Origin of the sequence: Microbacterium sp. che218, from assembly GCF_040436305.1 — a bacterium.
Taxonomy (GTDB): domain Bacteria; phylum Actinomycetota; class Actinomycetes; order Actinomycetales; family Microbacteriaceae; genus Microbacterium; species Microbacterium algihabitans.
Genome location: NZ_AP031501.1, coordinates 754724 through 780092 on the forward strand (window position 1 = coordinate 754724; position 25369 = coordinate 780092).

The window sequence follows — 25369 nt, forward strand, 5'->3', positions numbered from 1 at the left end:
GCCCCCGGACACCTCGAATCGCGCCCACCGTGAACTCCCGCACCGCCGTCGCCGACGCCCCACCCGACACCGCTGATCTGCGGCGATCGTCGGGCCGTCGACTCGGCTGGCTGCTGGCGCTCACGGTGGGCGTGGTCGTGATGTGCGCGGCATCCATCGCCTTCGGCACGCGTGACGTGTCGATCGGCGAGATCTTCTCGGCGTTCTCGGGGGGCACCGGGGTCGGTGAGGCAGTGGTCGCCACCCGCATTCCGCGCACGGTGCTCGGGCTGCTCGTCGGGGCAGCCCTCGCGATGGCCGGGCTCACCATGCAGGCGGTCACCCGCAATCCGCTCGCCGACCCCGGCATCCTCGGCGTCTCCGCCGGAGCGTCGCTGGCCGTCGTCACGGGCATCGCGTTCTTCGGCCTGTCGAGCTCGCTCGGATACATGGGATTCGCCGTCGTGGGAGCGGCCGTGGCCGCGGTGTTCGTCTACACGGTCGGCTCGCTTGGGCGCGGCGGCGCCACTCCCCTCAAGCTCGCCCTCGCCGGGGCGGCCACCACCGCCGCGTTCGGCTCACTGTCGAGCGCGATCCTGCTGCCGCGCGTCGACCTTCTCGAGGTGTTCCGCTTCTGGCAGATCGGTGGCATCGGCGGTGCCACGTGGGACCGTGTGCAGATCGTGCTGCCGGTGCTCGCCGCCGGAGCCCTCGTGTGCATCCTCTGCTCACGCGGCATGAACTCCCTCGCCCTCGGCGACGACGTCGCGACCGGGCTCGGCGAGCACGTCGGACGCACGCGCCTCATCGCCTCCGCGGGTGCGGTCGTGCTGGTGGGCGCCGCCACCGCCGTCGCCGGCCCCATCGCGTTCGTCGGTCTCGTCATCCCGCACATCTGCCGACTGCTCATCGGGACCGATCACCGGTGGCTCGTGCCGTTCTCGGCGCTCGGAGGCGCGATGCTCCTCGTGGGAGCCGACGTCGTCGGTCGCCTCGTCGCGCGCCCCACCGAGATCGAGGTCGGCATCCTCACCGCCCTCATCGGCGCCCCCTTCTTCATCTGGATCGTCCGCCGGCAGAAGGTGCGTGAACTGTGAGCATCGTCCTGCAGCGCCCGGCCGCGGTCGGCGCCCTCGCCCGCGGACGCCGAGCCCGCACCCGGCGCCGGATCGGCGTGACCACCGTGCTCGCCGTCGCCGTCGTCGTCGTCTTCGCGGTGACGCTCATGGTCGGCAACACCTTCTACACCCCCGATCAGGTACTCCGCGTCCTGCTGGGCCAGACGGTCCCGGGCGCCTCGTTCACCATCGGCGAGCTGCGCCTGCCGCGCGCGAGCCTGGGCCTGCTGTCGGGACTCGCCTTCGGCATGGCCGGAGTCACGTTCCAGACGATGCTGCGCAACCCCCTCGCCTCCCCCGACATCATCGGCATCTCCTCCGGGGCGAGCGCGGCCGCCGTCATCGCGATCATCGGCTTCTCGCTGTCGGACGCCCTCGTCTCGACCTTCGCCCTCGTCGGCGCCCTCGCCACCGCCGGCGCGATCTACCTGCTCTCGCGAAAAGGCGCCTTCACCGGCACGCGACTCGTGCTCATCGGCATCGGCGTCGCCGCCATGCTCGACAGCGTCACGACGTACATGCTGAGCCGCGCCGCCAACTGGGACCTCCAGACGGCGATGCAGTGGCTGACGGGAAGCCTCAACAACGCCTCCTGGGGTCGGGTGCTCCCCTTGGCCCTCGCGGTCGTCGTCATCGTCCCGCTCATGATCGGCAACACCCGCTCGCTCTCGGTCCTCCGCCTCGGCGACGACTCCGCCGCGGGTCTCGGCGTCCGTGTGGAACGCACGCGTCTGCTCCTGATCGTCGGGGCGGTCGTGCTGCTGGCCGTGGCGACGGCCGGTGCCGGGCCCATCGCCTTCGTGGCCTTCATGGCCGGTCCGATCGCCGCGCGCCTCATCGGCCCCGGCGGATCCCTCCTGGTGCCGGCCGGGCTCGTCGGCGCCCTGCTGGTCATGTTGTCCGACCTCGTCGGCCAGTTCGCCTTCGACAACCGCTACCCGGTGGGTGTCGTCACGGGCGTGCTCGGCGCGCCGTATCTCATCTACCTGCTCATCAGGACCAATCGCTCCGGAGGCTCGCTATGACCGCGAACCGCACTCTGTCGGCCGAGGGTCTCACCCTCGCCTACGCCGACCGCACCATCGTCGACGACCTCGATCTCGTGCTCCCCGCCGGGCGGATCACCGCGATCGTCGGCGCGAACGGGTGCGGCAAGTCGACGCTGCTGCGCGCGCTCGCTCGCCTGCTCCCGCCGAAGGCCGGTCGCGTGATCCTCGACGGCAAGGCGCTGCACGAGCGGCCCACGAAAGAGGTCGCGCGCATCCTGGGGCTGCTTCCGCAGAGCCCCATCGCTCCCGAGGGCATCGCCGTCGCCGACCTCGTCGGCCGTGGTCGCCACCCGCACCAGCGTGCCCTCGCCCGCTGGAGCGCCCGCGATTACGAGGTCGTGGCCGAGGCGCTCGCCGCCACGGGGATCAGCGACCTCGCCGACCGCGCGGTCGACGAGCTGTCGGGCGGCCAGCGGCAACGCGTGTGGATCGCCATGGCGCTCGCTCAGGAGACCGACATTCTGCTGCTCGACGAGCCGACCACCTTCCTCGACGTCGCCCACCAGGTCGATGTGCTCGACCTGCTCACCGACCTCAACCGCGACCGGGGAACGACCACCGTCATGGTGCTGCACGACATGAACATGGCGGCCCGCTACGCCGACCATCTCGTGGCCCTGCGCGACGGACGTGTCGTGGCCGCCGGCGACCCGAGCGCCGTCATGACCAGCGAGCTCATCGCCGAGGTGTTCGGGCTCGACGCTCTGGTCGTGCCCGACCCCGTGTCGGGAACCCCCCTCGTCCTTCCGCGCGGACGCCACCACGTCAGCGTCCGCACGCCGTCCGTCGCCACCACCCGGGAGCCCCACGATGTCGTCCCCTCTTGAGACTTCGCGGTTCTTCCGCGTCCGCGTCGCCCGCATCACCGACCTGACCCCGAGCTTCCGCCGCTTCACGTTCGTCGGCGATGACCTGCACGAATACGGCAACCCCGGTTTCGATCAGCGCGTGAAGATCGTCTTCCCCACCGCCACGGCCGATCTCGACACGATGCCGACCGGCGGCGACTGGTGGACGGCGTGGCGCGAGCTCCCCAATGATGCGCGCCCGCCGTTCCGCACCTACACGACCCGCGCCGTGCGTCGCGCCGAGCGGGAGGTCGACATCGACATGGTCGCCCACGAGGTGCTCGGCCCGGCATCGGCGTGGATCGAGAACGCACGGCCGGGCGACGAGGTGCTCATCTTCGCCCCCACGGTCGCGCTCACCGACGTGAGCTTCGGCGTCGACTTCGTCCCGCCCGCGCAGACCGGCGACTACCTCCTGGCGGGCGACGAGACCGCCGCCCCCGCGATCGCCGTCATCCTCGAGCAGCTCCCCCCGGAGGCCACCGGAACCGTCGTGCTCGAGGTCCCCACCCCCGAGGACTGCGCCTATCTCCCCCGGCATCCGGGATTCGACTTCCGTCTGGCCGCGCGGTCCGCGGGCGACCGCCACGCGCACCTCGTCACGGCCACGCGCGACGCCGCGTTCGCCCTCACCCCCGACGGCCACGGCGACGAGGTCGAAGAGGTCGACATCGACGAGGGCATGCTGTGGGAGGTCCCGCGCACCGCCAAGGGCGGAGCCGCGCTGAAGAAGGCGCCGCTGTACGCCTGGCTCGCCGGCGAGGCCTCGGCGATCAAGACCCTCCGACGCCACCTCGTCACCGAGCGCGGGGTCGACCGTCGCGCGGTCGCGTTCATGGGCTACTGGCGCACCGGACGAGCCGAGGTCTGATTCCGGATGCCGTGACCCGGTGTCACCCCTCGGTCGCGCCCCGCGTTCTCTCGACGCGCCGACCGCTCATCTTTGTCGAGCCAGCGCGCCGATGCGCGCGATCGCCTCACGCAGCACCTCGGGTGCGCACCCGACGTTGATGCGCACGTGTCCGATGCCCTGCTCCCCGAAGAGGGGGCCGTGGTGCAGCGCGACCTTCGCCTCGCGGCGGATGTGCGGCGACGGATTGTCGCCCCACCCGTAGGCCGAGACGTCGACCCACGCGAGGAAGCCCGCATCGGGCAGACGGTACCGCGCGAGCGGCAGGTGTTCGGCGAGCAGCTCGGCGAGCAGACGGCGGTTGTCGTCGAGCGCGACGAGCAGCGAGGCAAGCCAGTCGTCGCTCTCGGCGGCGAAGGCCGCGCGGTTGGCGATCACGCCGAACAGGCCCGCGCGCCACTCGACCTCCCACGGCAGCGATCGCACCACCGTCGCCGTCTCCTCCGACCCGGTCACGATGACCGCGCACTTGAGGCCGGCGAGGTTGTAGGTCTTGCTCGCACTCGTCACCGCGTAGCCGACGGCGGCGGCCGCGGGCGCGGCATCCAGGAACGGCGTGAAGACCGCGGGCGCGTGCGTGAGCGGAGCGTGAATCTCATCGCTCACGACACTCGCCCCGTACCGCTCGGCCAGGCGGGCGAGGTCGGCGAGAGACTCGCGCGAGTGCACAGTGCCGGTCGGGTTGTGCGGATTGCAGAGCAGGATCGCCCGGGCACCCCCGGCGAAGGCACGCTCGATCCCGGCGAGGTCGAGGCTCCACCTCTCGCCGTCGTCGACGAGGGGAACGCGCTCGACGACGGCGCCCGCCTCTTCGACGGTGTCGTAGAACGGCGGGTACACCGGCGGCGTCACGATCACACGGTCGCCGGGCGAGGTCACGGCCCGCAGCACCTCGACGACGCCCATCATCACGTCGCCGGTCCACCGGATGCGCGACGGGTGGATCGTCCAGTCCCACATCCGCTCGGCGTACGCGGCGAAGTCGACGTCGATGCCGGGTCGCGGCGGGGTGTACCCGGTGTCGCCGATCTCGACGGCACGATGCAGTGCCGCGGTGATCGCCGGCGCGAGCGGGAAGTCGGTCTCGGCGACGAACATCGGGATCACGTCGTCGTCGTACGAGCGCCACTTGGTGCTGGAGCGCTGACGCAGAAGGTCGAGAGGCAGGGCCTGCAACGGGGTGACGCTCATCCGGAAAGCCTAATCAGGGCACCGGATGCCGCGGAACCCGGCCGTCAGAGGAAGACACACGGGCGCGGGCACGCGTTCGTCGCGGTGCTCGACGCTCGCGAGGCGCCGGGACCTCGGCATCCGAAAACCACGAACGCCCACCCCGTGAGGGATGGGCGTTCGAAGGAATCTTTCGTTCAGATCGCGAAGCCGAGGGCGCGCATCATGTCGCGGCCGTCGTCGGTGATCCGCTCGGGGCCCCACGGCGGCATCCACACCCAGTTGATGCGGAAGCGATCCACGACGTTGTCGAGGGCCTGGGCCGTCTGCTCTTCGAGCACGTCGGTCAGCGGGCAGCCTGCCGAGGTGAGGGTCATGTGGATGACGAGCGCGTCGTTCTCGTCGTCCCACGCGAGATCGTAGATGAGGCCGAGGTCGACGACGTTGATCCCCAGTTCGGGGTCCATGACGTCTTTGAGAGCCTCGGTGACCTCGTCGTACTTCTCGGGAGCGAGGGTTGCGGTCATGTAACGATCCTACGCGTCGATCGGGGTACCGGCCTCGAGGAAGCGGTCGTAACCCTCTTCTTCGAGTCGGTCGGCGAGCTCGGAGCCGCCCTCTTCGACGATCCGGCCCTTGACGACGACGTGCACGAAGTCGGGGCGGATGTAGCGGAGGATGCGCGTGTAGTGCGTGATCAGCAGCACACCGAGGTCGGTCTGCTCCTTGGCGCGGTTGACGCCCTCCGACACGATCTTCAGCGCATCGACGTCGAGGCCGGAGTCGGTCTCGTCGAGCACGGCGATCTTCGGCTTGAGCAGCTCGAGCTGGAGGATCTCGTGGCGCTTCTTCTCGCCGCCCGAGAAGCCCTCGTTCACGTTGCGCGCGGCGAACTTCGGGTCCATGCGGAGGTTCTCCATGGCGCCCTTGACGTCCTTCGTCCACGAGCGGATGGCCGGAGCCTCGCCGTCGATGGCCGTCTTGGCCGTGCGGAGGAAGTTCGTCACGGTGACGCCGGGGATCTCGACTGGGTACTGCATGGCGAGGAAGAGGCCCGCGCGGGCGCGCTCGTCGACGCTCATCGCGAGCACGTCTTCGCCGTCGAGGGTGATCGAGCCGCTCGTCACGGTGTACTTGGGGTGACCGGCGATCGTGTACGCCAGGGTCGACTTGCCGGAGCCGTTGGGGCCCATGATGGCGTGGGTCTCACCGGTGCGCATGGTCAGCGTCACGCCGTTGAGGATCGGGGTCGTACCGTTCTCCGTCTCGACCGTCACGTGGAGGTCGCGGATCTCGAGGACAGACATGGTGTTCCTTACTCGTAAGTCTTCAGGTCGTGGGCGTTGTCGTGAGCGGCGCTCAGGCCGTCGCCTTGGTGACGGCGGGATCGATGAGCACGTCGTCTCCGTCGATCACGACCTCGTACACGGGGACCGGCTCGTAGGCCGGGAGGTTCAGGGGGCGACCGGTCTTCAGCGAGAAGGCCGAGCCGTGCGCCCAGCACTCCAGCGTCTCGCCCTCGACGAAACCGTCCGAGAGCGAGATGTCGCCGTGGGTGCAGACGTCGCCGATCGCGTGGACCTCGCCGTTGCCGTCGAGCACGACCGCCATCGCAACGCCGTCGATCTCGACGCGACGGGCTTCGTCCTGCACGAGTTCACTGAGGGCGCAGGCGCGCGAGGCGCTCACGCGTCGGCCCCTTCGGCCAGCTCGTGCTCGATGGCCTCGATGAGCTCGGTCTCGAGCTCGGGGATGCCGATGCGCTGCACGATCTCGGTGAGGAAGCCGAGCACGACGAGGCGACGGGCCTCGTCTTCGGTGATGCCGCGAGCCTGCAGGTAGAACAGCTGCTCGTCGTCGAAGCGACCCGTCGCGCTGGCGTGGCCGGCGCCCTGGATGTCACCGGTCTCGATCTCGAGGTTCGGGATCGAGTCGGCGCGGGCGCCGTCGGTGAGCACGAGGTTGCGGTTTGCCTCGTACGAGTCGGTGCCCGTGGCATCCGGTCCGATGAGCACGTCGCCGATCCAGACGCTGCGCGCGCTCTGGCCCTGCAGCGCACCCTTGTAGAGCACGTCGCCGACGGTGTGCGGACCCTTGTGGTGCAGGTAGACCTGCGACTCGAGGTGCTGACCGGCATCAGCGAACGACAGGCCGTACAGGCGCCCCTCGGCGCCGGGGCCCGAGAGCTCGACCGAGGGGTTCACGCGCACGACGCCGCCGCCGAAGCTGACCACGACGTGCGTCAGCTTGGCGTCGCGGTCGACGCGGGCCTGGTGCGACGCCGCGTGCACGGCGTCGTCGTTCCAGCGCTGCACCGACACGACCGTGAGGTCGGCACCGTCGCGCACGATGATCTCGACGTTCTGGGCGTGGTCGGCGGTGCCCTCGTGACGCAGCACCACAGTGCCGCGCGAGTTGGGCTGCGCGTCTATCACGACGTGGGCATGCGCGAGGCCGCCCGTGCCGGTCAGGCGCACCACGACGGGCTCGTCGAGCTCGACGTTCGCGGGGATCCGCAGCAGCGGAGCCTCGGTCTCGTGGGTCCAGGCCAGAGCCGCGGGCAGGTCTTCGGGGCGGAAGTGCTCACCGCGCGGCGCGTCGCCGGCCGCGAGGCGCAGCTGCTCCACGGCATCCGGCGCCTGCACGTCGACGGTGATGACGCCGGTCGGGCCGGCCTCGTCGACGAACAGCGGAGCCAGGCGCGCGATCGGGCTGAGCTTCCAGTTGACCTCGCGCCCCGTGGGGGTGCCGAAGTCGGCCGGGTCGAACGAGGTCAGACGCTCCGAGCGCGTCTGCACCGGAACGACGGATGCCACGAGGGCTGCCGGGTCGATGTGACCCTCGGCGGCTGCGGGAGTTTCGGTCGCAGTCGTCATTTAGCCTACGGATCCTTCCATGCCCATTTCGATGAGCTTGTTGAGTTCGAGCGCGTACTCCATGGGGAGCTCCCGCGCGATGGGCTCGATGAACCCGCGAACGATCATGGCCATGGCCTCGTCTTCGGGCATGCCACGCGACTGCAGGTAGAACAGCTGCTCTTCGCTGACCTTCGAGACCGTGGCCTCGTGACCGAGCTGCACGTCGTCGACGCGGATGTCGATCGCGGGGTACGTGTCGCTGCGCGAGATCGCGTCGACCAGCAGCGCGTCGCAGCGCACGGTGTTGGCGGAGTGGTGCGCGTTGGCGTCCACCCGCACCTCGCCGCGGTATCCGGCACGACCGCCACCGCGGGCGATCGACTTCGAGACGATCGACGACTGCGTGTACGGAGCCATGTGGATCATCTTCGCGCCGGCGTCCTGGTGCTGACCGGGACCGGCGAAGGCGACCGAGAGGGTCTCGCCCTTGGCGTGCTCGCCCATCAGGTAGATGGAGGGGTACTTCATCGTCACCTTGGAGCCGATGTTGCCGTCGACCCATTCCATGGTCGCGCCCTCGTGGGCGACGGCGCGCTTGGTGACGAGGTTGTACACGTTGTTCGACCAGTTCTGGATCGTCGTGTAGCGAACGCGGGCGTTCTTCTTCACGATGATCTCGACCACGGCCGAGTGCAGCGAGTCGCTCTTGTAGATCGGAGCGGTGCAGCCTTCGATGTAGTGGACGTAGCTGTCCTCGTCGGCGATGATCAGCGTCCGCTCGAACTGACCCATGTTCTCGGTGTTGATGCGGAAGTACGCCTGCAGGGGGATCTCGACGTGCACGCCCTTGGGGACGTAGACGAACGAGCCGCCCGACCAGACGGCCGTGTTCAGCGCCGCGAACTTGTTGTCACCGGCGGGGATGACCGTGCCGAAGTACTCCTCGAAGAACTCCGGGTGCTCGCGCAGAGCGGTGTCGGTGTCCATGAAGATGACACCCTGCTGCTCGAGGTCTTCGCGGATCTGGTGGTAGACCACCTCGGACTCGTACTGCGCGGCGACGCCGGCGACGAGGCGCTGGCGCTCGGCCTCGGGGATGCCCAGCTTCTCGTAGGTGTTGCGGATCTCTTCCGGGAGGTCTTCCCAGGTCTGCGCCTGCTTCTCGGTCGAGCGCACGAAGTACTTGATGTTGTCGAAGTCGATGTCCGACAGGTCGGCACCCCACGTGGGCATGGGCTTCTTGCCGAAGAGCTGGTAGCCCTTGAGGCGCGTCTTGAGCATCCATTCGGGCTCGGACTTCAGGGCCGAGATGCCGCGCACGACGTCTTCGTTGATGCCGCGCTGGGCGAGGGCACCCGCCGCGTCGGTGTCGTGCCAGCCGAACTCGTATTGCCCCAGGCTTTCGAGCTCTGGTCGGTCGATGAGGACATCGGACATGGTGATCACTCTCCTTCTCGGGCCACAACGGTGTCATCCGCCCCGACATTCCGGACTCCGGTCGAAGTCCCAGGAATGTCGCTGGTGGGCCCGCTCGAAGGCGCTGGCTGCGCGCCTAGACTGTCGTGGGTGCGGTTCGCGCGAGCGCTGCACCCGGACCCTTCGATTCTACAGGCAACACCCGCTCCCGGCATGGCACCCCCGCTCTCCCGACGGCCCGGAGCACTTCGACGCCAGGAAGCCGTACGCATGCCCTCCGCCTCGTCCCCCACCGCTTCGACCGACGCCGCCGCGTCCCGTGTGCCGGCCCCTCTGCGCCGCTTCGTCGCGTGGCTCCCGTCCGAGGTCGACGCCCGCGTGCGCGTCTTCGCGTGGCTGTCGTTCGTGGCCGAGGTGCTCATCATCGGCACCGGCGGCGCGGTGCGTCTGACGGGGTCGGGCCTGGGCTGCCCCACGTGGCCGCGCTGCACCCCCGACTCCCTCGTGAACACCCCCGAGATGGGCATCCACGGCATCATCGAGTTCGGCAACCGCACGCTGACCGGACTCGTCGGCATCCTGGCCCTCGCCGTCGTCGTGCTGGTGTGGCGCATGCGTCACGAGCGCCGGGTGCTGTTCGTCCTCTCGCTCATCGTGCTCGTCGGGATCGTCGCGCAGGCGGTCGTGGGCGGCATCACGGTGCTCACCGGCCTGAACCCCTTCATCGTCGGCTTCCACTACATCGCCTCGGTGTCGATAGTGGCGGTGTGCGCGGCATTCCTCGTCTTCATGAACCAGCCGGCCGGCCCCCGCGCCCTCGCCGTGCCGCGCGGCTTCGCCGCCCTCGTGCACGCGACCACCGGCGTGCTCGCCCTCACGATCGTGTTCGGCGTGCTCACCACCGGCGCCGGCCCCCACTCGGGAGACGCCGCCGCGGGCCGCAACGGCTTCGACGCCGAGGTGCTCGAGCACGTGCACTCGTGGCCCGGATACGCCCTGTTCGTGCTGACGCTGGCGATCGTCGTGCTCGCCTGGCGCCTGCGTCTCGACGTCCGCCGCTGGGCCGTCGCGCTGCTGGCCGTCGAGCTCGTGCAGATCGCCGTCGGGCTGTACCAGGCCCGCAACGGCCTGCCCGAGATCGCCGTCGGCACCCACATGGTGCTCGCCGCCCTGGCCGCCGCGACGATGACCGTCGTCGTGCTGCGTCTGAAGCGCCCCGCCGTCGCCGAGGCGCCCGCCGCGCGTCGCTCTACGGCATCCGCCCGCAGCTGACCCGGCGACACCGGATGCCGCGAACCCGGCGCACCGCCGGGCGCCAGCCAGCGCACCCACCCTTATACGCTCATAGGCCATTCATCGGCGACCCCTATCTCGCGCACCGACGGGTGGGTCATGGTTGACCGTGGCACCTTCGTGCCCGCCGTCCCGTCGTCCCCCGCTTCGGGACCCGTACCCGACACCCCCTGTCGGAACGACAAGGAGTACTCCCCATGAAGACCCGTCCCCGCCTGGTGACCAGCATCCCGTTCTGGGTGCTCGTCGTCGCATCCCTGGCCGCCGTCGCCGGCGGACTCGCGATCGTCCTGAACGGGATCGACGCGATGGAGCAGGTGCTCAACGATCCCAACGCCACCGTCGTGCAGGTCTACGTCGGCCAGTCGTGGGTCGTCGTGGGCGCCGCGGTGCTCGGTGCCGGCGCGATCGGCATCGCCCTGGCGCTCGCGCTCGGTGCCGCCGCCACGCTCACCCGCCGTCCCGACGTCGCGATCGAGACCATCGACTGGAACAGCGACGACGAGACCGTCGCCGAGAGTTCCGCGGCTCCCGGCGCTCCGTTCGCCCCGGCCACCACCGCCACCCCCCTCGCGGTGGAGGATGCCGACATCGAGACCCCCTCGACCGCGACCGCTCCCCCGCAGGCCGCGGCCTCAGCGAACCACGACGCCCCCAAGCTCGACACGGGAGACGACGCCGCGCGTCGCTGACCCCGCGAAACAGAGAACGCCCGCTCCCGTTATGGGGGCGGGCGTTCTCGCGTGTGGACGGGGGCGGGGCGAGAACGAGCGGTGGTGCCACGGGGGTAGGGGTTTCTCGTGCATGGCTGGGGCTGCGGGCGTGCGGCGGGCGGTGCAGGTTCATGGGGCGGATGCCGGGGTGTTGGTCCTCCGCTGCCCGGAACACCTCCACGACCGTTCACGGACCGCCATCGAGCACGCCGCGAAGTCGGGTCGCGCCTCGCGGCCCCTCGAGGTCACGGAATCCGGAAACGTGAACGCCCGCCCCGCGAACGGGACGGGCGTCGACGAGACGGATCAGAAGGGCAGCAGCGGGTCGACCGCGATGGCCACGAACAGCAGCGTCAGGTAGGTGATCGAGGCGTGGAACACGCGCATCGGCCGCGGCTCGCCCCCGCGCACGGCGCGGGAGTAGAGGCGGTGCGACTCGTAGATGAACCAGCCGCCGAAGACGAGGGCCGACACGGTGTACACCAGGCCCATCGGTGCGACGGGGATGAGCAGCAGCGAGCACGCCACGGTCGCCCACGCGTACAGGATGACCTGCAGGCCCACCTGCGAGCCGCTGCGCGTGGCACCGAGCATCGGCACGTCGACCTCGTCGTACTGGGCGGCGTACTTCATCGACAGCGGCCAGTAGTGCGGCGGCGTCCACAGGAACACCAGCGCGAACAGGATGAACGGCACGAGCGAGAGCGAACCGGTGACCGCCGACCAGCCGATCAGCACCGGGAAGCAGCCCGCGATGCCGCCCCACACGATGTTCTGCTCGGTGCGGCGCTTGAGGATCATCGTGTAGATCACGACGTAGAAGAAGATCGCGGTCGCCGACAGGGCGGCGGCGAGTAGGTTGGTGAAGGCCCACAACCAGATCGTCGAGACCGCCGCGAGCGTCCACGCGAACGTCAGCGCGCCGCGCGGCGAGACCTCGCCCGTGACGAGGGGGCGGTTGACCGTGCGCTGCATATGCGCGTCGATGTCGCGGTCGAGGTACATGTTGAACGCCGCGGCTGAGCCCGCACTGAGGGAGCCGCCGATGACCGTGGCGAAGATGAGCCACAGGTTGGGCAGACCCTGCTGCGCGAGGATCATCACCGGCACGGTGGTGACCAGCAGAAGCTCGAGGACGCGGGGCTTCGTCAGAGCGACGTAGGCCCGGAGGGTGCGTCCGACGGAGCGGCGATCGGTCGTCGCAATGACGTGCGACGTCGTCGAGATGTCCATCGTCCCCCGGGGTAAGCGCGTATAGAACCTCAACGATTCTAAGCCATCCCCACCACAGGTCCGGCCGCCTGTCGACCCCCGTCACAGACGGCAACCGCGACGGGCGATCTCGCTATGCTGGCCAATGAACGCGCGCCCCGCGCCGACACCCCACCCCACTCCCACTCCTACGGTGGTGAGCGCGACGTCGGATCGTGAACAGGGCGCTCAGTATCGAGAAAGGCGACCCTGTTGTCGGACTTCGAATGGGATGACATCGATCGGCGCGCGGTTGACACCGCACGCATCCTGGCGGCTGACGCCGTCGAGAAGGTGGGCAACGGCCACCCGGGGACGGCCATGTCGCTGGCCCCCGCCGCCTACCTGCTCTACCAGCGGGTGCTGCGCCACGACCCGGCCGACACGCACTGGCCCGGCCGCGACCGCTTCATCCTCTCCGCCGGACACTCCTCGCTCACGCAGTACGTGCAGCTCTACCTCGGTGGCTTCGGCCTCGAGAAGAAGGACCTCGAGGAGCTGCGCACCTGGGGCTCCCTGACCCCCGGCCACCCCGAGTACGGCCACACCGACGGCGTCGAGATCACGACCGGACCGCTCGGCCAGGGCCTGGCCTCGTCCGTCGGCTTCGCCTACGCCGCCCGCTACGAGCGCGGCCTCTTCGACGCCGAGACCCCGGCCGGCGAGAGCCCGTTCGACCACTTCGTCTACGTGATCGCCGGTGACGGCGACCTCCAGGAGGGCGTGACCAGCGAGGCCTCCTCGCTCGCCGGCCACCAGGAGCTCGGCAACCTCATCGCGATCTACGACTCCAACCAGATCTCGATCGAAGACGACACCAACGTCGCCTTCACGGAAGACGTCCAGAAGCGCTACGAGGCCTACGGCTGGCACGTGCAGACGGTCGACTGGAAGAAGACCGGCCAGTACGTCGAAGACGTCGCCGAACTGCACTCCGCGATCGAGGCCGCCAAGGGCGAGACGAGCAAGCCCTCGCTCATCATCCTCAAGACGATCATCGGCTGGCCCTCGCCCGGCAAGCAGAACTCCGGCAAGATCCACGGCTCCGCCCTCGGCGCCGACGAGCTCAAGGCGACGAAGGAGGTGCTCGGCTTCGACCCCGAGCAGCACTTCGCCGTCGCCGACGACGTGCTCTCGCACACGCGCAAGCTCGTCGAGCGCGGCGAGGCCGAGAAGGCCGCCTGGCAGGAGAAGTTCGACGCGTGGGCCGAGGCCCACCCCGAGCGCAAGCAGCTGTGGGACCGCCTGCAGGCCCGCGAGCTGCCCGGCGACATCGCCGACGCGCTGCCCGCCTTCGAGGCCGGCAAAGACGTCTCGACCCGCGCCGCCAGCGGCACGGTGATCAACGCGCTCGCCGCCGAGCTCCCCGAGCTCTGGGGCGGTTCGGCCGACCTCGCCGAGTCGAACCTCACCACGATCAAGGATGCCAAGTCGTTCATCCCCTCGTCGTGGTCGACGCACGAGTGGTCGGGCGACCCCTACGGCCGCGTGCTGCACTTCGGCATCCGCGAGCACGCCATGGGCGCGATCCTCAACGGCATCGTGCTGCACGGTCCCACGCGTCCGTTCGGCGGCACGTTCCTCATCTTCAGCGACTACATGCGCCCGCCGGTGCGTCTGGCCGCCCTGATGAACATCCCCACGATCTTCGTCTGGACGCACGACTCCGTCGCCCTCGGTGAGGACGGCCCCACGCACCAGCCGATCGAGCAGCTCGCGACCCTTCGCGCCATCCCGAACTTCGCCCTCGTGCGTCCCGCGGATGCCAACGAGACCTCGGTCGTGTGGCTCGAGATGCTGCGTCGCACCGCCGGCCCCGCCGGCATCGCGCTCACCCGCCAGAACATCCCCGTCTTCGCCCGCGGCGAGGGCGAGGCGTCCGGCGACGAGTTCGCCTCCGCGGCGAACGCCGTCAAGGGTGCCTACGTGCTGGCCGAGGCCGCGAACGGCGAGCCCGACGTGATCCTCATCGCCACCGGCTCCGAGGTGCAGCTGGCCGTCGAGGCGCGCGAGAAGCTCGCCGCCGAGGGCGTGCACGCTCGCGTCGTGTCGGCTCCCTCGCTCGAGTGGTTCGCCGAGCAGGACGAGGCCTACCGCGAGTCGGTGCTGCCGTCGTCGGTGAAGGCGCGCGTGTCGGTCGAGGCCGGCTCCGCCCTCAGCTGGGCGGGCATCGTCGGCGACGCCGGCCGCTCGGTCGCGATCGACCACTTCGGTGCGTCGGCCGACTACAAGACCCTGTTCCAGAAGTTCGGCATCACCACCGAGCACGTCGTCGAGGCCGCGCGCGAGTCGCTGGCCGCCGCGAAGAAGTAATCAGAGGAGAACCAGAATCATGAGCACTCCCACCGCCGACCTCGCCGCCCAGGGCGTCAGCATCTGGCTCGACGACCTGTCGCGTCAGCGCATCCAGTCCGGCAACCTCGCCGAGCTCATCGAGTCGCGCAACGTCTCGGGTGTCACCACGAACCCGACCATCTTCGCCGGCGCCCTCTCGAAGGGCGAGGCCTACGAGGGTCAGGTCAAGGAGCTCGCGGCCGCCGACGCCACCGTCGACGAGGCGATCTTCTCGATCACCACCGACGACGTGCGCGACGCGTGCGACATCTTCACCCCGGTCTTCGACGCCACCAACGGCATCGACGGCCGCGTGTCGATCGAGGTCTCCCCCGACCTCGCCCACGACACCGAGGGCACCGTCGCGCAGGCGAAGGACCTCTCGGCCCGCGTCGACCGCAAGAACGTGCTGATCAAGATCCCCGCGACCAAGGCGGGCCTGCCCGCGATCACCGAGGTCATCGGCGCCGGCATCTCCGTCAACGTCACGCTCATCTTCAGCCTCGAGCGCTACGAAGAGGTCATCGACGCCTACCTCGCCGGTGTCGAGAAGGCGCAGGCCGCCGGCCACGACATCTCGACCCTGCAGTCGGTGGCGTCGTTCTTCGTCTCGCGCGTCGACACCGAGATCGACAAGCGTCTGGCCGCCATCGGCACCGACGAGGCCGCCGCGCTCAAGGGCAAGGCCGGCATCGCCAATGCGCGCCTGGCCTACGAGCTGTACGAGAAGAAGTTCTCGGAGGACCGCGCCAAGAAGCTGCTGGATGCCGGCGCCACGGTGCAGCGTCCGCTCTGGGCCTCGACCGGCGTCAAAGACCCGGCGCTGCCCGACACGCTCTACGTCACCGAGCTCGTCGCCCCCGGCACCGTGAACACGATGCCGGAGAAGACCCTCGAGGCCACCTTCGACCACGGTGTGATCGAGGGTGACACCGTGACCGGTGCCTACGCCGACGCGCACGACGTGTTCGACCGCCTGGCCGCGGCCGGCGTCGACGTCGCCGACGCGACGCAGGTGCTCGAAGACGAGGGCGTCGAGAAGTTCATCGCCTCGTGGCACGAGCTGCAGGACACCGTGAAGACCGCTCTGCAGGCCGGAAGCGCCCAGGCCGCGAAGTGAGCTTCGCCGTCAAGGTCACCGGCCACGTCAAGTCGGTCGTCGACGCCGAGCTGCCGGGACTCACCGGCTCGCTCATCGCGTCGGGAATCACGGCGTCCGACCCCACGCTGTGGGGAACGGCCGCCGAAGACGAGGCGTCGCGTCGGTTGGGGTGGGTGCGGGCGGTCACCGTCTCGCGCCCCCTCGTGCCCGAGATCACGGCCCTGCGCGACGAGCTCGTCGCGCAGGGCGTGACCCGCGTCGTACTGGCGGGCATGGGCGGATCCTCGCTCGCCCCCGAGGTCATCGCGCAGTCGGCCGGTGTGCCGCTCGTCATCCTCGACTCGACCGCTCCGGGCCAGGTGCTCGCCGCGATCGACGGCGACGCCGAGTCCGGCGGCCTCGAGAAGACCGTGCTCGTCGTGTCGAGCAAGTCGGGCTCGACCATCGAGACCGACTCCGCCAAGCGTGCGTTCGAGGCAGCCTTCCGCGACCTCGGCATCGACCCGGTGCAGCGCATCGTCGTGGTCACCGACCCCGGTTCGCCGCTCGAGCAGTCGGCTCGCGCCGACGGCTACCGCGTCTTCACTGCCGACCCCACGGTCGGCGGTCGCTACTCGGCGCTCACCGCCTTCGGCCTCGTCCCGGCCGGCCTCGCCGGCGTCGACATCGACGATCTGCTCGACGAGGCGGACGCCACGCTGCTCGAGGTCGCGATCGACTCCCCCGAGAACCCGGCGCTCGTTCTGGCCGCGGCCATCGCGGGCGGCGGGGAGCTGCGCCGCGACAAGCTCGGCCTCGTCACTGACGGCAGCCACCTGATCGGCCTGCCCGACTGGATCGAGCAGCTGATCGCCGAGTCCACCGGCAAGCAGGGCACCGGCATCCTGCCCGTCGTCCTGCTCCCGGTCTCGCCCGAGCTCGAGTCGACGCCCGACGACCTGCAGGTCGTGCGCTTCGTCGACGACGCGGATGCCTTCCACCTGTTCGACCGCCACACCGGCGAGGTGCTCGTGAGCGGCTCGCTCGGTGCGCAGTTCGTCGTGTGGGAGTACGCCACCGCGATCGCCGGTCGTCTGCTCGGCATCGACCCCTTCGATCAGCCCGACGTCGAATCGGCGAAGGAGGCCACGCGCGGTCTGCTCGACGCGCAGCCCGCCCCCACCGCCCCGGCGTTCGTCGTCGACGGCGTCGAGGTGCGCGTGTCCGACCCGGCCCTGTCCGCCGGCGGCACCATCGCGGGCGTGCTCGACGCGCTGTGGCGCACGGTGCCCGCGGACGGCTACGTCAGCGTGCAGGCGTACGTGAACCGACTCGACCTCGCGCAGCTCGCGGGGTTGCGCGAACTCGTCGCCGCCGACTCCGGTCGACCGACGACCTTCGGGTGGGGACCGCGCTTCCTGCACTCCACCGGGCAGTACCACAAGGGAGGACCCGCGAACGGCGTGTTCCTCCAGATCATCGAACGCACCGACGTCGACCTCGAGATCCCGGGGCGACCGTTCACGTTCGGACAACTCATCCAGGCACAGGCCGCGGGCGACGCGAGCGTGTTGGCGGAGGGCCACGGCCGTCCGGTCGTCACGCTGACGCTGACCGACCCGCAGGTCGACGTGCTCTCACTCTTCGAGGCGGCACAGTAAGCATGGTCGTAGAGATCACACCGGGTCACAATCCCCTCCGCGATCCCGAGGATCGCCGACTGAACCGGATCGCCGGGCCCAGCGCCCTCGTGATCTTCGGCGTCACCGGCGACCTCTCGCGCAAGAAGCTCATGCCGGCGGTCTACGACCTCGCCAATCGCGGCCTGCTCCCTCCCGGCTTCGCGCTCGTGGGCTTCGCCCGCCGCGACTGGGAGGACCAGGACTTCGCGAAGGTCGTGTACGAATCGGTCAAGCAGCACGCGCGCACGGAGTTCCGCGAGGAGACGTGGAAGGAGCTGCTCGAGGGCATCCGCTTCGTGCAAGGCGAGTTCGACGACCCCGAGGCGTTCGCGCGCCTGCGCGAGACCGTCGACAAGCTCGACGTCGAACGCGGCACCATGGGCAACCACGCCTACTACCTCTCGATCCCGCCGAAGGCGTTCCCCCTCGTCACCACGCAGCTGAAGGCGTCGGGACTCGTGGGCGACAAGGCCGACGGCGTCAACGGCTGGCGACGCGTCGTCATCGAGAAGCCGTTCGGTCACGACCTGGCATCCGCCCGCGAGCTGAACGAGGTCGTCGAGAGCGCGTTCCCCGCCGACTCGATCTTCCGCATCGACCACTACCTCGGCAAGGAGACGGTGCAGAACATCCTCGCGCTGCGCTTCGCCAACGAGCTGTACGAGCCGATCTGGAACCGCAACTACGTCGACCACGTGCAGATCACCATGGCCGAGGACATCGGCGTGGGCGGTCGCGCCGGGTACTACGACGGCATCGGCGCGGCGCGCGACGTCATCCAGAACCACCTCCTGCAGCTGCTCGCGCTGACCGCGATGGAGGAGCCGATCAGCTTCAACGCCGCCGACCTGCGCGCCGAGAAGGAGAAGGTCCTCGCCGCGGTGCGCCTGCCCGAGAACCTCGCCGAGGCGACCGCCCGCGGGCAGTACGCCGGCGGATGGCAGGGCGGCGAGAAGGTGCTCGGCTTCCTCGAGGACGACGGGATGAACCCCGACTCGGTCACCGAGACGTACGCGGCCATCAAGCTCGAGATCAACACGCGCCGCTGGTCGGGCGTGCCGTTCTACGTGCGCAGCGGAAAGCGGCTCGGACGCCGCGTGACCGAGGTCGCCGTGGTGTTCAAGCGCGCTCCCCAGCAGCTGTTCTCACACAGCCAGACGCAGGAGCTCGGCCAGAACGCCCTGGTCATCCGCGTGCAGCCCGACGAGGGCGTCACGATCCGCTTCGGTTCGAAGGTCCCCGGCGACGGAACGCAGGTGCGCGACGTCACCATGGACTTCGGCTACGGGCACGCCTTCACCGAGGCGAGCCCCGAGGCCTACGAGCGCCTCATCCTCGACGTGCTGCTCGGCGACCCGCCGCTGTTCCCGCGTCACGAGGAGGTCGAGCTCAGCTGGAAGATCCTCGATCCCATCGAGGAGTTCTGGGCCGCTCAGGGCGGTCCGCTCGAACAGTATTCGCCCGGGTCGTGGGGGCCGGCATCCGCCGACGAACTCCTCGCCCGTGACGGCCGCACCTGGAGGCGCCCGTGATCATCGATCTGCCCGACACCACCGTCAGCGCGATCTCGAAGAGTCTCGTCAGCGTGCGCGAAGAGGGCGGCGCCGTCGCCCTCGGTCGCGTGCTGACGCTCATCATCGTGACGCACCACGGCGCCGAAGAAGAGGTCATCGCCGCCGCGAATGATGCCTCGCGCGAGCACCCCATGCGGGTGATCGCGGTCTCCCTCGGCGACAGCGACGAGGAGCCGCGTCTCGACGCGCAGATCCGCGTGGGCGGCGACGCCGGCGCGAGCGAGGTCGTGGTGCTGCGCGCACACGGCCCCGCGGGATCGAACGCCGAAAGCCTCGTGACCGGTCTTCTGCTTCCCGACGCCCCCGTGGTGGCGTGGTGGCCCGCCGACGCTCCCGAGACCCCGTCGACCTCCGCGATCGGTCGCATCGCGCAGCGTCGCATCACGGATGCCTCGTCGCAGGCCGATCCGGCGGCGTGGGTCGCGCAGCTCGGCGAGCACTACGCGCCCGGCGACACCGACTTCTCGTGGACTCGCGTGACGCGCTGGCGCGAACAGCTGGCCGCCGTCCTCGACCAGCCGCCGTTCGAGCCCGTCACCGCGATCGAGGTGCGCGGCGCGGCGGACTCCCCGTCGACCGCTCTGCTGGCGGCCTGGCTCGGCATGAAGCTCGACGCCCCCATCGACTACGCCTACCTGCCCGCCGACGAGTGGGCCAGCGGCATCAAGTCGGTGCGCCTCACCCGCCCGAGCGGCGACACGCTCCTCGAGCGGCCCGAGTCCGGCGTCGCGGTGCTCACGCAGCCCGGTCAGCCCACGCACGACCTGGCTTTCCCGCGGCGCACGCTGCGCGAGTGCCTCGCCGAAGAACTGCGCCGCCTCGACCCCGACCTGCTGTACGGGCGGGTCATCACCGAGGGTCACGACCTGCTCCTCGCCGCGAGCGAGCGGAGTGCATCGTGACCGAGAACGGCGCTGTCAAGCAGGTCATCATCAAGGCGGATGCCGACACCTTGGCGTCCTATGTGGCGACGCGATTCGTGAACCGCATCGTCAAGCGCGTCGCCGAGGGCAAGCGCATGCACGTCTGCCTCACCGGCGGCACGATGGGCGGTGCCGTGCTGCGCACCGCGGCGAAGGACGCGCGGGTCGGCGAGATCGACTGGTCGCTCGTGCACTTCTGGTTCGGTGACGAGCGGTTCGTGCCGCGCGACTCCGACGACCGCAACGAGAAGCAGGCACGCGAGGCGTTCCTCGACCACCTCGACATCCCGGCCGAGAACATCCACGTCGTCGCCTCGAGCGATGACGGGCTCGACCTCGACGCCGCCGCGATCGCCTACGCCGACGAGCTCGCGCAGTTCGCCCCCTCGGACCGCAGCGAAACCGGCCCCTGGCCGTCGTTCGACATCTGCTTCCTGGGCGTGGGTCCCGATGCGCACATCGCGTCGCTGTTCCCCGACCGGCCCGAGATCTCGGTCACCGACCGGGCGACCGTGCCGGTGCGCAACTCCCCCAAGCCGCCGAGCGACCGCGTCTCGCTGACGCGGCCGGTCATCAACTCGTCGAAGCGCGTGTGGATGGTCGTGGCGGGAGCCGACAAGGCCGCCGCCCTCGGCCTCGCCCTCGCGGGCGCGAGCTACCAGAGCGTCCCGGCCGCCGGCGCAAAGGGCCGCCGTCGCACGGCGTTCTTCGTCGACGAGGTCGCCGCCGATCAGGTGCCCCCGCAGCTCATCGACCGCGAGTACTGAGCCTCGACCCTTCTGCGGAGACCGGATGCCACGGCATCCGGTCTCCGCTTTTTGCTGGGTGTACTCACGGCTGACCTCTCTTGTCGTCGGCGGCCCGTGCCCGTACGCTTCGGGTGGGGGGCATCCCGATTCGCGCGAGGGAGCGTTCGGATGCCATTTGTGGGACGTGAGCGAGAAGTACGGGTCGCGTCGGACCTGATCGGGTCGGGCACGGGATCCGCCGGCCTGTTCATCGGCGAGAGCGGGTCGGGCAAGACGGCTCTGGCTCGAGAGCTCGCCGCTCGGCACGGGGCCGTCATGGTCACCGTCAGCCCCAACGAGCGCATGTGGCCGCTGTCGGGCCTCACCGCGGTGGCCGCGGCCCTCGACGACGGACGGGGGGCTGCTGTCGACGGTGTGCTGGCGCGCGGTCGCGATTGGCCCGAGCACCTCATCGCCGAGGAGATCAGCCGCGCCCTGCACCTCGTGCGCGGCGGACCGTGCGTCGTGGTGATCGACGATCTCGACGACATGGACAGCGCGAGCATCACGGTGCTGTCGTACGTGTTCGGGCGCCTCCGCGGCACGGGCGTGAGCGTGGTGGCCACGAGTGGGGCGATGGAGGAACGCCACGACTTCGCGGGGATGATGCAGACGCGCATCCGCCGGCTGTCGTTCGACGAGTCGGTGGATCTGGCCCACGCCGCGCTCGGCGACGCCTCGGCGCCCGCCGTGCTGCGCATCGTGGCCGAGCTGTCGGCAGGAGATCCGGGCGTGCTCGCGGGGCTGCGCCTGAGCGCCGCGGAAGTGAGCGGCGACGAACCGCTGAGCGTGCCCGTGCGCCTGCGCGATCAGGCACCCAGCCGCCGGCAGCGGCGCGAGGTCCGGGCGCTGGATCCGCGGTGGGGCGAGCTTCTCGACCTGCTCGCGGTCGGACCGGTGTACGGCACCGACCGTCTGCGGCGCGCAGCGCGCGAGAGCGGCGCCGACGTCGACGACCTCGTCGAAGAGGGACTCGTCGTCGTCCGTGGCCAGCTCGCCCGCATCGCAGACCCCGCGCGCCGCCTGCGCCGCCACGCCGGCCTCGGAGCCGACGACCGGCGGCGCCTGCACGCGCGCGCAGCCGGCGACCACGCGGGGGCGTACCCCGCCATCCGTGGGTGGCATGGAAGCTTCCTCGAGCCGCATGCCGACCGCGAGCCCCTCCTCGCGGGAGCCGTCCTGCTGGCCCGCGAGGGCGAGGCGATGGCGGCCGTCGAATTCGCCGAGCGGGCACTGGCCGGTCACATCGACGAGGCCCTGCGCTCGAGGCGGCTCGTCGACCTCGGCGAGGCCCTCGTGTTCGGTGGCCACGACGAGCTCGGTCAGCACTACCTGCGCCGCGCCGGGTCGAGCTCCGACCCCGACACGCGCGCCCGCGGGGCGATGGCGCGGCTGCGCGCGCTCTCGGTGGTCGACCACGTCGTCGACGACAGCGTCCTGACGCACGTCGGACCCGGCGTCGGCGCCGAGGCCGCGGCATCCGAGAGACTCCTCTGCGAGAGCGCGGCCCTGCACCTGCACCGCGGCGAGGTGCACCTGGCGGCCGAGCGCCTCTCGACCTCCGTCGAGATCGGCGTCGCCTCCACCCGCACGGCGCTGCTGGCCCACATGACGCGGGAGATGGGCGGGCACTGTCCGGAGGTGTCCCCCGTGCACCTCATCGAGGCGGGCGAACCCCCGGCCGACGAAGCGATCCTGACCGCCGGGGTGCAGCTGCTGCGGGAGGACTATGCAGCGGCGCGACAGACGATCCGTGCCCAGCTCGATCGCCGGCCGCGGCTCGCTCCGCTGTGGCGCGAGCACCTCCTGCGTCAACTGGTCACCGCCGAGGTGCGCGCCGGCGACCCGACCGCCGCGCGCGAGGCGGTCGCGGCCTGGCAGCGCGAATGGCTGCCCGGTCGTCGGCCCGACGCGGCGAGCACGTTGATTCTCGCCGCAGCGGCACTGATGGAGACTCCTCCCTCGCTTACCGCCGAGTTCGTCCGCCAGGGACGCGAGCGCGCGCGTCGCGAGCGGGCGACGGATCTGCTGCCGTGGTTCTGCGCCGTCGACGGACTCCTCGCCCTCAGAGAGGGACGACCCGCGGACGCCGTCGACCAGCTCCGCACCGCGCAGGCGACGGCCCCCGACGCCGACCCCGCCGTCATGCGCATCGCCGCCGACCTCGTCGAAGCCTTGTGGCTCGCCGGACGCCGCGCCGAGGCCCTGCACGAACGGGACCGCCTCGAGCGGCTCGCCGCCGCCTCTCCCCGACGGTGGACGCAGCTCGCGCTCGCCCGCGCCCGCGCCGTGTGCCGCTCGGCGCACGACGGGGCCGACGCGTTCTCCGAGGTCGCCGCCCTGTTCCGCCCCGACGACGCCCCCTTCGAGCGCGAGAGCCTGCGCCTCGCCCGACTGCGCTGCCTGTCCGACGACCGCACCGGCGTGGTCCGCGCGCTCACCCCTCAGCCCGAGGGTTCCCTCGACGCGGGTGCCCTGTCACCGAACGAACAGGAGATCGTCGCTCTCGTGGAGCGCGGCCTGCGCAATCGCGAGATCGCCGCCGCACTGTACATCTCGCTGCGCACCGTCGAGCTGCGCCTGACCGGGATCTACCGCAAGCTCGGGATCACCTCACGCGTGCAGCTGATCGCGCATCTGCGCGGGGCGGTGGGCTGAGCGGGAGGTCCTGCACGCTCGAGGTCACCGCACGCGCGCGAGGCGGTGGGCTGACCACGAACTCCTGCGCGCTCCCGGCCACCGCACGTGCACGGCCGATCGCGCACCTGCCCGGGGCGGCGGGCTCCCGCACGATCGGGATTACCTCGCGTGCACGGCCGATCGCGCATCCGCGGGCAGCGCGAGACGCGCCGTCGCCGCCGGGGCCGCGGCGGGACGCCGGTCGGGACTGCGCCAGCGACCGTCGGAGGGCCGCCCGAGCGCCGCGGTGAGCGCACGCAGGCACAGGGCCGCATCCCAGACCCGCATGAGCGGATACAGCAGCATCACCACGCGCGGCCGCGTTCCCGACACCAGGCAGACGAAGGCGCTCATCGTGAGGTCGACGAGCAGGAATCCCAGCAGCAGCGGGCCCACCGGCAGCACGGCGGCGACCTCGGCGGCCGTGGCGGCGACCTCCCCGCTGCCGAGCGCGCCCACCAGCGCCGCTGCGCCCGCGACGATCAGCACCGGCAGCATGGCCACGAGCACGAGGCTCGACACGACCGTCTCGAGGGCGAAGAGGCCGACCGACGCCCAGAACACCCCGCGGTGGGGACCGTGACGGCGCATCGTCTGCCAGAAACCGAGGCTCCAGCGCCGCACCTGGGCCGAGTAATCGCGCAGCACCCCGGGGTCCTGGGTCTCGGCGATCGCGCACTCGGGGTGGAAGGCGATGCGTCCGAGCTTCTTGGCGTGCACCTCGAAAGTCATGTTGAAGTCTTCGATCGACAACCCGGGCGCGTCGATGTCGATCCGGTCGAGCACATCCGTGCGGTACAGGCTGGCGAAGCCGGGCACGATCGCCACGGCATCCGCCCCTTGGGCCGCCTGGCCGAACTTGTGCAGATACTGCGTGCACACGTAGGTGCGCTCGCGGTACGAGGTGAGGAAGCGCCCCATGCGCGTGGCAGGAGCCTCCGTCGACGTCGTCGCACGCCCCGCGACGGCCGCGACGCCGTCGTCGGTGAACTGCGGCAGGGCCGTGCGCAGGTAGTCGGGGCGCGGGCGGGAGTCGGCGTCGAGCAGCAGCAGCAGCGCGAAGCGCTCGGCGATGCGGAAGTGCTCGAGTCCGGCGCGGATCGCCCCGGCCTTGCCGCGATTGGGCCGCAGGTCCCACGCCATGGCCCCCGCGTCGCGCGCGCGGGCGACGGTGGCATCGCCCGAACCGTCCGAGACGACGAACACGTTCCCCTCCGGCACGAGTCGACGGGCGGCGTGCACGGCGTCGGCGATGACGAGCTCCTCGTCGTGCGCCGCGATGAGCACGGCGACATCGCCGCTGCGGTAGTACATCGACGGCGTCAGCAGGGTCGCGGTGGGCCGACGCTCCGAGACGAGGCGGCAGAGCGCCGCCAGGCCCCAGACGAGCGTGGACACGCCCACCGTGCAGACGGCGACGAGCACGACGAGCGTGGAGGTCATGGCATCCCACCTCTTCGGGTCTTCGGGGCGAGGGTTCGAGTCGCGGTGTCGGGTCGCGGTTTCGGGTCGCAGGGTCGCGGCGGCATCCGGATCGGGCGGACGAGTCGGGCGAGCGGATGCCGTGTCGAGCCCGACCGTACGCGAGCAGGGCCCCGCTGCGACCGCGTCGGCCCGCACTCGCGGTTGCGGGTTCCCGCATATCCGGTTGCGGTCCGCGGGACCCCGCATGATCGCCCCGGATTCCTTGACCCGCCCGGGCC

Annotated in this window: 21 protein-coding genes; 13 read left to right on the forward strand and 8 right to left on the reverse strand. The window is 70.6% G+C overall.

Features of this window, described 5'->3' with window-relative positions; translation table 11 throughout:
• The first annotated feature begins 29 nt into the window (after nucleotides 1–29).
• The 4 genes from ABXS86_RS03600 to ABXS86_RS03615 are packed head-to-tail and all read left to right on the forward strand — an operon-like array spanning nucleotide 30 to nucleotide 3865.
• A complete protein-coding gene (locus tag ABXS86_RS03600; protein ID WP_353665649.1) occupies nucleotides 30–1076 on the forward strand; it encodes a FecCD family ABC transporter permease in 1047 nt (348 codons plus the stop codon).
• Nucleotides 1073–2122 (forward strand): FecCD family ABC transporter permease, encoded by a 1050-nt coding sequence (locus tag ABXS86_RS03605; RefSeq protein WP_353665650.1) that lies wholly within the window; start codon nucleotides 1073–1075, stop codon nucleotides 2120–2122. Before ABXS86_RS03600 ends, ABXS86_RS03605 begins: the two co-directional genes overlap by 4 nt.
• A complete protein-coding gene (locus tag ABXS86_RS03610; RefSeq protein ID WP_307210797.1) occupies nucleotides 2119–2973 on the forward strand; it encodes an ABC transporter ATP-binding protein in 855 nt (284 codons plus the stop codon). The genes ABXS86_RS03605 and ABXS86_RS03610 overlap by 4 nt, the downstream gene beginning before the upstream one ends.
• Complete coding sequence (locus ABXS86_RS03615; RefSeq protein ID WP_353665651.1) at nucleotides 2957–3865, forward strand: siderophore-interacting protein; 909 nt, start codon at nucleotides 2957–2959, stop codon at nucleotides 3863–3865. Before ABXS86_RS03610 ends, ABXS86_RS03615 begins: the two co-directional genes overlap by 17 nt.
• A 66-nt stretch (nucleotides 3866–3931) precedes the next feature.
• Here the strand turns inward: ABXS86_RS03615 and ABXS86_RS03620 are convergent, their stop codons facing one another.
• The 6 genes from ABXS86_RS03620 to sufB all read right to left on the reverse strand — a co-directional run bounded on the left by ABXS86_RS03620 (nucleotide 3932) and on the right by sufB (nucleotide 9369).
• Nucleotides 3932–5095 carry a MalY/PatB family protein gene (locus ABXS86_RS03620; RefSeq protein WP_307210793.1) on the reverse strand — a complete coding sequence of 388 codons (1164 nt, stop codon included), beginning with the start codon at nucleotides 5093–5095 and terminating at the stop codon, nucleotides 3932–3934.
• A gap of 176 nt (nucleotides 5096–5271) precedes the next feature.
• Nucleotides 5272–5601, reverse strand: a complete 330-nt coding sequence (locus ABXS86_RS03625; RefSeq protein ID WP_013586729.1) for a metal-sulfur cluster assembly factor — start codon at nucleotides 5599–5601, stop codon at nucleotides 5272–5274.
• 9 nt (nucleotides 5602–5610) lie between these two features.
• Nucleotides 5611–6381, reverse strand: a complete 771-nt coding sequence (gene sufC, locus ABXS86_RS03630) for a Fe-S cluster assembly ATPase SufC (protein ID WP_144833229.1) — start codon at nucleotides 6379–6381, stop codon at nucleotides 5611–5613.
• 52 nt (nucleotides 6382–6433) lie between these two features.
• A complete protein-coding gene (locus ABXS86_RS03635) occupies nucleotides 6434–6763 on the reverse strand; it encodes a non-heme iron oxygenase ferredoxin subunit (RefSeq protein WP_144833227.1) in 330 nt (109 codons plus the stop codon).
• Nucleotides 6760–7950, reverse strand: coding sequence for a Fe-S cluster assembly protein SufD (gene sufD / locus ABXS86_RS03640; RefSeq protein WP_353665652.1), 1191 nt, complete (start codon nucleotides 7948–7950; stop codon nucleotides 6760–6762). Before sufD ends, ABXS86_RS03635 begins: the two co-directional genes overlap by 4 nt.
• On the reverse strand, nucleotides 7951–9369 hold the full coding sequence (gene sufB / locus ABXS86_RS03645) for a Fe-S cluster assembly protein SufB (RefSeq protein WP_353665653.1): 1419 nt from the start codon (nucleotides 9367–9369) through the stop codon (nucleotides 7951–7953).
• Between the two features lie 249 nt (nucleotides 9370–9618).
• Here sufB and ABXS86_RS03650 point away from each other — a divergent pair, with 249 nt between their 5' ends.
• Nucleotides 9619–10620, forward strand: coding sequence for a COX15/CtaA family protein (locus tag ABXS86_RS03650; RefSeq protein WP_307210777.1), 1002 nt, complete (start codon nucleotides 9619–9621; stop codon nucleotides 10618–10620).
• 218 nt (nucleotides 10621–10838) lie between these two features.
• Nucleotides 10839–11333 carry a dinucleotide-utilizing enzyme gene (locus ABXS86_RS03655; protein ID WP_307210775.1) on the forward strand — a complete coding sequence of 165 codons (495 nt, stop codon included), beginning with the start codon at nucleotides 10839–10841 and terminating at the stop codon, nucleotides 11331–11333.
• Between the two features lie 327 nt (nucleotides 11334–11660).
• Here the strand turns inward: ABXS86_RS03655 and ABXS86_RS03660 are convergent, their stop codons facing one another.
• The gene (locus ABXS86_RS03660; RefSeq protein WP_144833216.1) at nucleotides 11661–12587 is read right to left on the reverse strand and encodes a heme o synthase; all 927 of its coding nucleotides are present in this window, start codon (nucleotides 12585–12587) and stop codon (nucleotides 11661–11663) included.
• Nucleotides 12588–12818: 231 nt separating this feature from the next.
• Here ABXS86_RS03660 and tkt point away from each other — a divergent pair, with 231 nt between their 5' ends.
• The 7 genes from tkt to ABXS86_RS03695 all read left to right on the forward strand — a co-directional run bounded on the left by tkt (nucleotide 12819) and on the right by ABXS86_RS03695 (nucleotide 23645).
• A complete protein-coding gene (gene tkt / locus ABXS86_RS03665; protein WP_307210773.1) occupies nucleotides 12819–14918 on the forward strand; it encodes a transketolase in 2100 nt (699 codons plus the stop codon).
• Nucleotides 14919–14937: 19 nt separating this feature from the next.
• Nucleotides 14938–16059, forward strand: a complete 1122-nt coding sequence (tal, locus tag ABXS86_RS03670; protein ID WP_307210771.1) for a transaldolase — start codon at nucleotides 14938–14940, stop codon at nucleotides 16057–16059.
• On the forward strand, nucleotides 16056–17681 hold the full coding sequence (locus ABXS86_RS03675; RefSeq protein WP_353665654.1) for a glucose-6-phosphate isomerase: 1626 nt from the start codon (nucleotides 16056–16058) through the stop codon (nucleotides 17679–17681). The genes tal and ABXS86_RS03675 overlap by 4 nt, the downstream gene beginning before the upstream one ends.
• A gap of 2 nt (nucleotides 17682–17683) precedes the next feature.
• Complete coding sequence (gene zwf / locus ABXS86_RS03680; protein ID WP_144833208.1) at nucleotides 17684–19234, forward strand: glucose-6-phosphate dehydrogenase; 1551 nt, start codon at nucleotides 17684–17686, stop codon at nucleotides 19232–19234.
• Complete coding sequence (locus ABXS86_RS03685) at nucleotides 19231–20178, forward strand: glucose-6-phosphate dehydrogenase assembly protein OpcA (RefSeq protein WP_353665655.1); 948 nt, start codon at nucleotides 19231–19233, stop codon at nucleotides 20176–20178. Before zwf ends, ABXS86_RS03685 begins: the two co-directional genes overlap by 4 nt.
• Nucleotides 20175–20966 carry a 6-phosphogluconolactonase gene (pgl, locus tag ABXS86_RS03690; protein WP_251507468.1) on the forward strand — a complete coding sequence of 264 codons (792 nt, stop codon included), beginning with the start codon at nucleotides 20175–20177 and terminating at the stop codon, nucleotides 20964–20966. The genes ABXS86_RS03685 and pgl overlap by 4 nt, the downstream gene beginning before the upstream one ends.
• Nucleotides 20967–21125: 159 nt before the next feature.
• On the forward strand, nucleotides 21126–23645 hold the full coding sequence (locus ABXS86_RS03695; RefSeq protein ID WP_353665656.1) for a helix-turn-helix transcriptional regulator: 2520 nt from the start codon (nucleotides 21126–21128) through the stop codon (nucleotides 23643–23645).
• 141 nt (nucleotides 23646–23786) lie between these two features.
• On the opposite strand, the gene ABXS86_RS03700 is transcribed toward ABXS86_RS03695, so the two are convergent.
• Nucleotides 23787–25109 (reverse strand): glycosyltransferase family 2 protein, encoded by a 1323-nt coding sequence (locus tag ABXS86_RS03700; RefSeq protein WP_353665657.1) that lies wholly within the window; start codon nucleotides 25107–25109, stop codon nucleotides 23787–23789.
• Between the last annotated feature and the right edge of the window lie 260 nt (nucleotides 25110–25369).

What these genes read in the sequence shown, in the direction of transcription:
- ABXS86_RS03610 (WP_307210797.1), top strand. Translation starts at nt 2,119, where the DNA reads ATGACCGCGAACCGCACTCTGTCGGCCGAGGGTCTCACCCTCGCCTAC.
- ABXS86_RS03615 (WP_353665651.1), top strand. Translation starts at nt 2,957, where the DNA reads ATGTCGTCCCCTCTTGAGACTTCGCGGTTCTTCCGCGTCCGCGTCGCC.
- ABXS86_RS03620 (WP_307210793.1), bottom strand. Translation starts at nt 5,095, where the DNA reads ATGAGCGTCACCCCGTTGCAGGCCCTGCCTCTCGACCTTCTGCGTCAG.
- ABXS86_RS03625 (WP_013586729.1), bottom strand. Translation starts at nt 5,601, where the DNA reads ATGACCGCAACCCTCGCTCCCGAGAAGTACGACGAGGTCACCGAGGCT.
- sufC (WP_144833229.1), bottom strand. Translation starts at nt 6,381, where the DNA reads ATGTCTGTCCTCGAGATCCGCGACCTCCACGTGACGGTCGAGACGGAG.
- sufD (WP_353665652.1), bottom strand. Translation starts at nt 7,950, where the DNA reads ATGACGACTGCGACCGAAACTCCCGCAGCCGCCGAGGGTCACATCGAC.
- sufB (WP_353665653.1), bottom strand. Translation starts at nt 9,369, where the DNA reads ATGTCCGATGTCCTCATCGACCGACCAGAGCTCGAAAGCCTGGGGCAA.
- ABXS86_RS03650 (WP_307210777.1), top strand. Translation starts at nt 9,619, where the DNA reads ATGCCCTCCGCCTCGTCCCCCACCGCTTCGACCGACGCCGCCGCGTCC.
- ABXS86_RS03655 (WP_307210775.1), top strand. Translation starts at nt 10,839, where the DNA reads ATGAAGACCCGTCCCCGCCTGGTGACCAGCATCCCGTTCTGGGTGCTC.
- ABXS86_RS03660 (WP_144833216.1), bottom strand. Translation starts at nt 12,587, where the DNA reads ATGGACATCTCGACGACGTCGCACGTCATTGCGACGACCGATCGCCGC.
- tal (WP_307210771.1), top strand. Translation starts at nt 14,938, where the DNA reads ATGAGCACTCCCACCGCCGACCTCGCCGCCCAGGGCGTCAGCATCTGG.
- zwf (WP_144833208.1), top strand. Translation starts at nt 17,684, where the DNA reads ATGGTCGTAGAGATCACACCGGGTCACAATCCCCTCCGCGATCCCGAG.
- ABXS86_RS03700 (WP_353665657.1), bottom strand. Translation starts at nt 25,109, where the DNA reads ATGACCTCCACGCTCGTCGTGCTCGTCGCCGTCTGCACGGTGGGCGTG.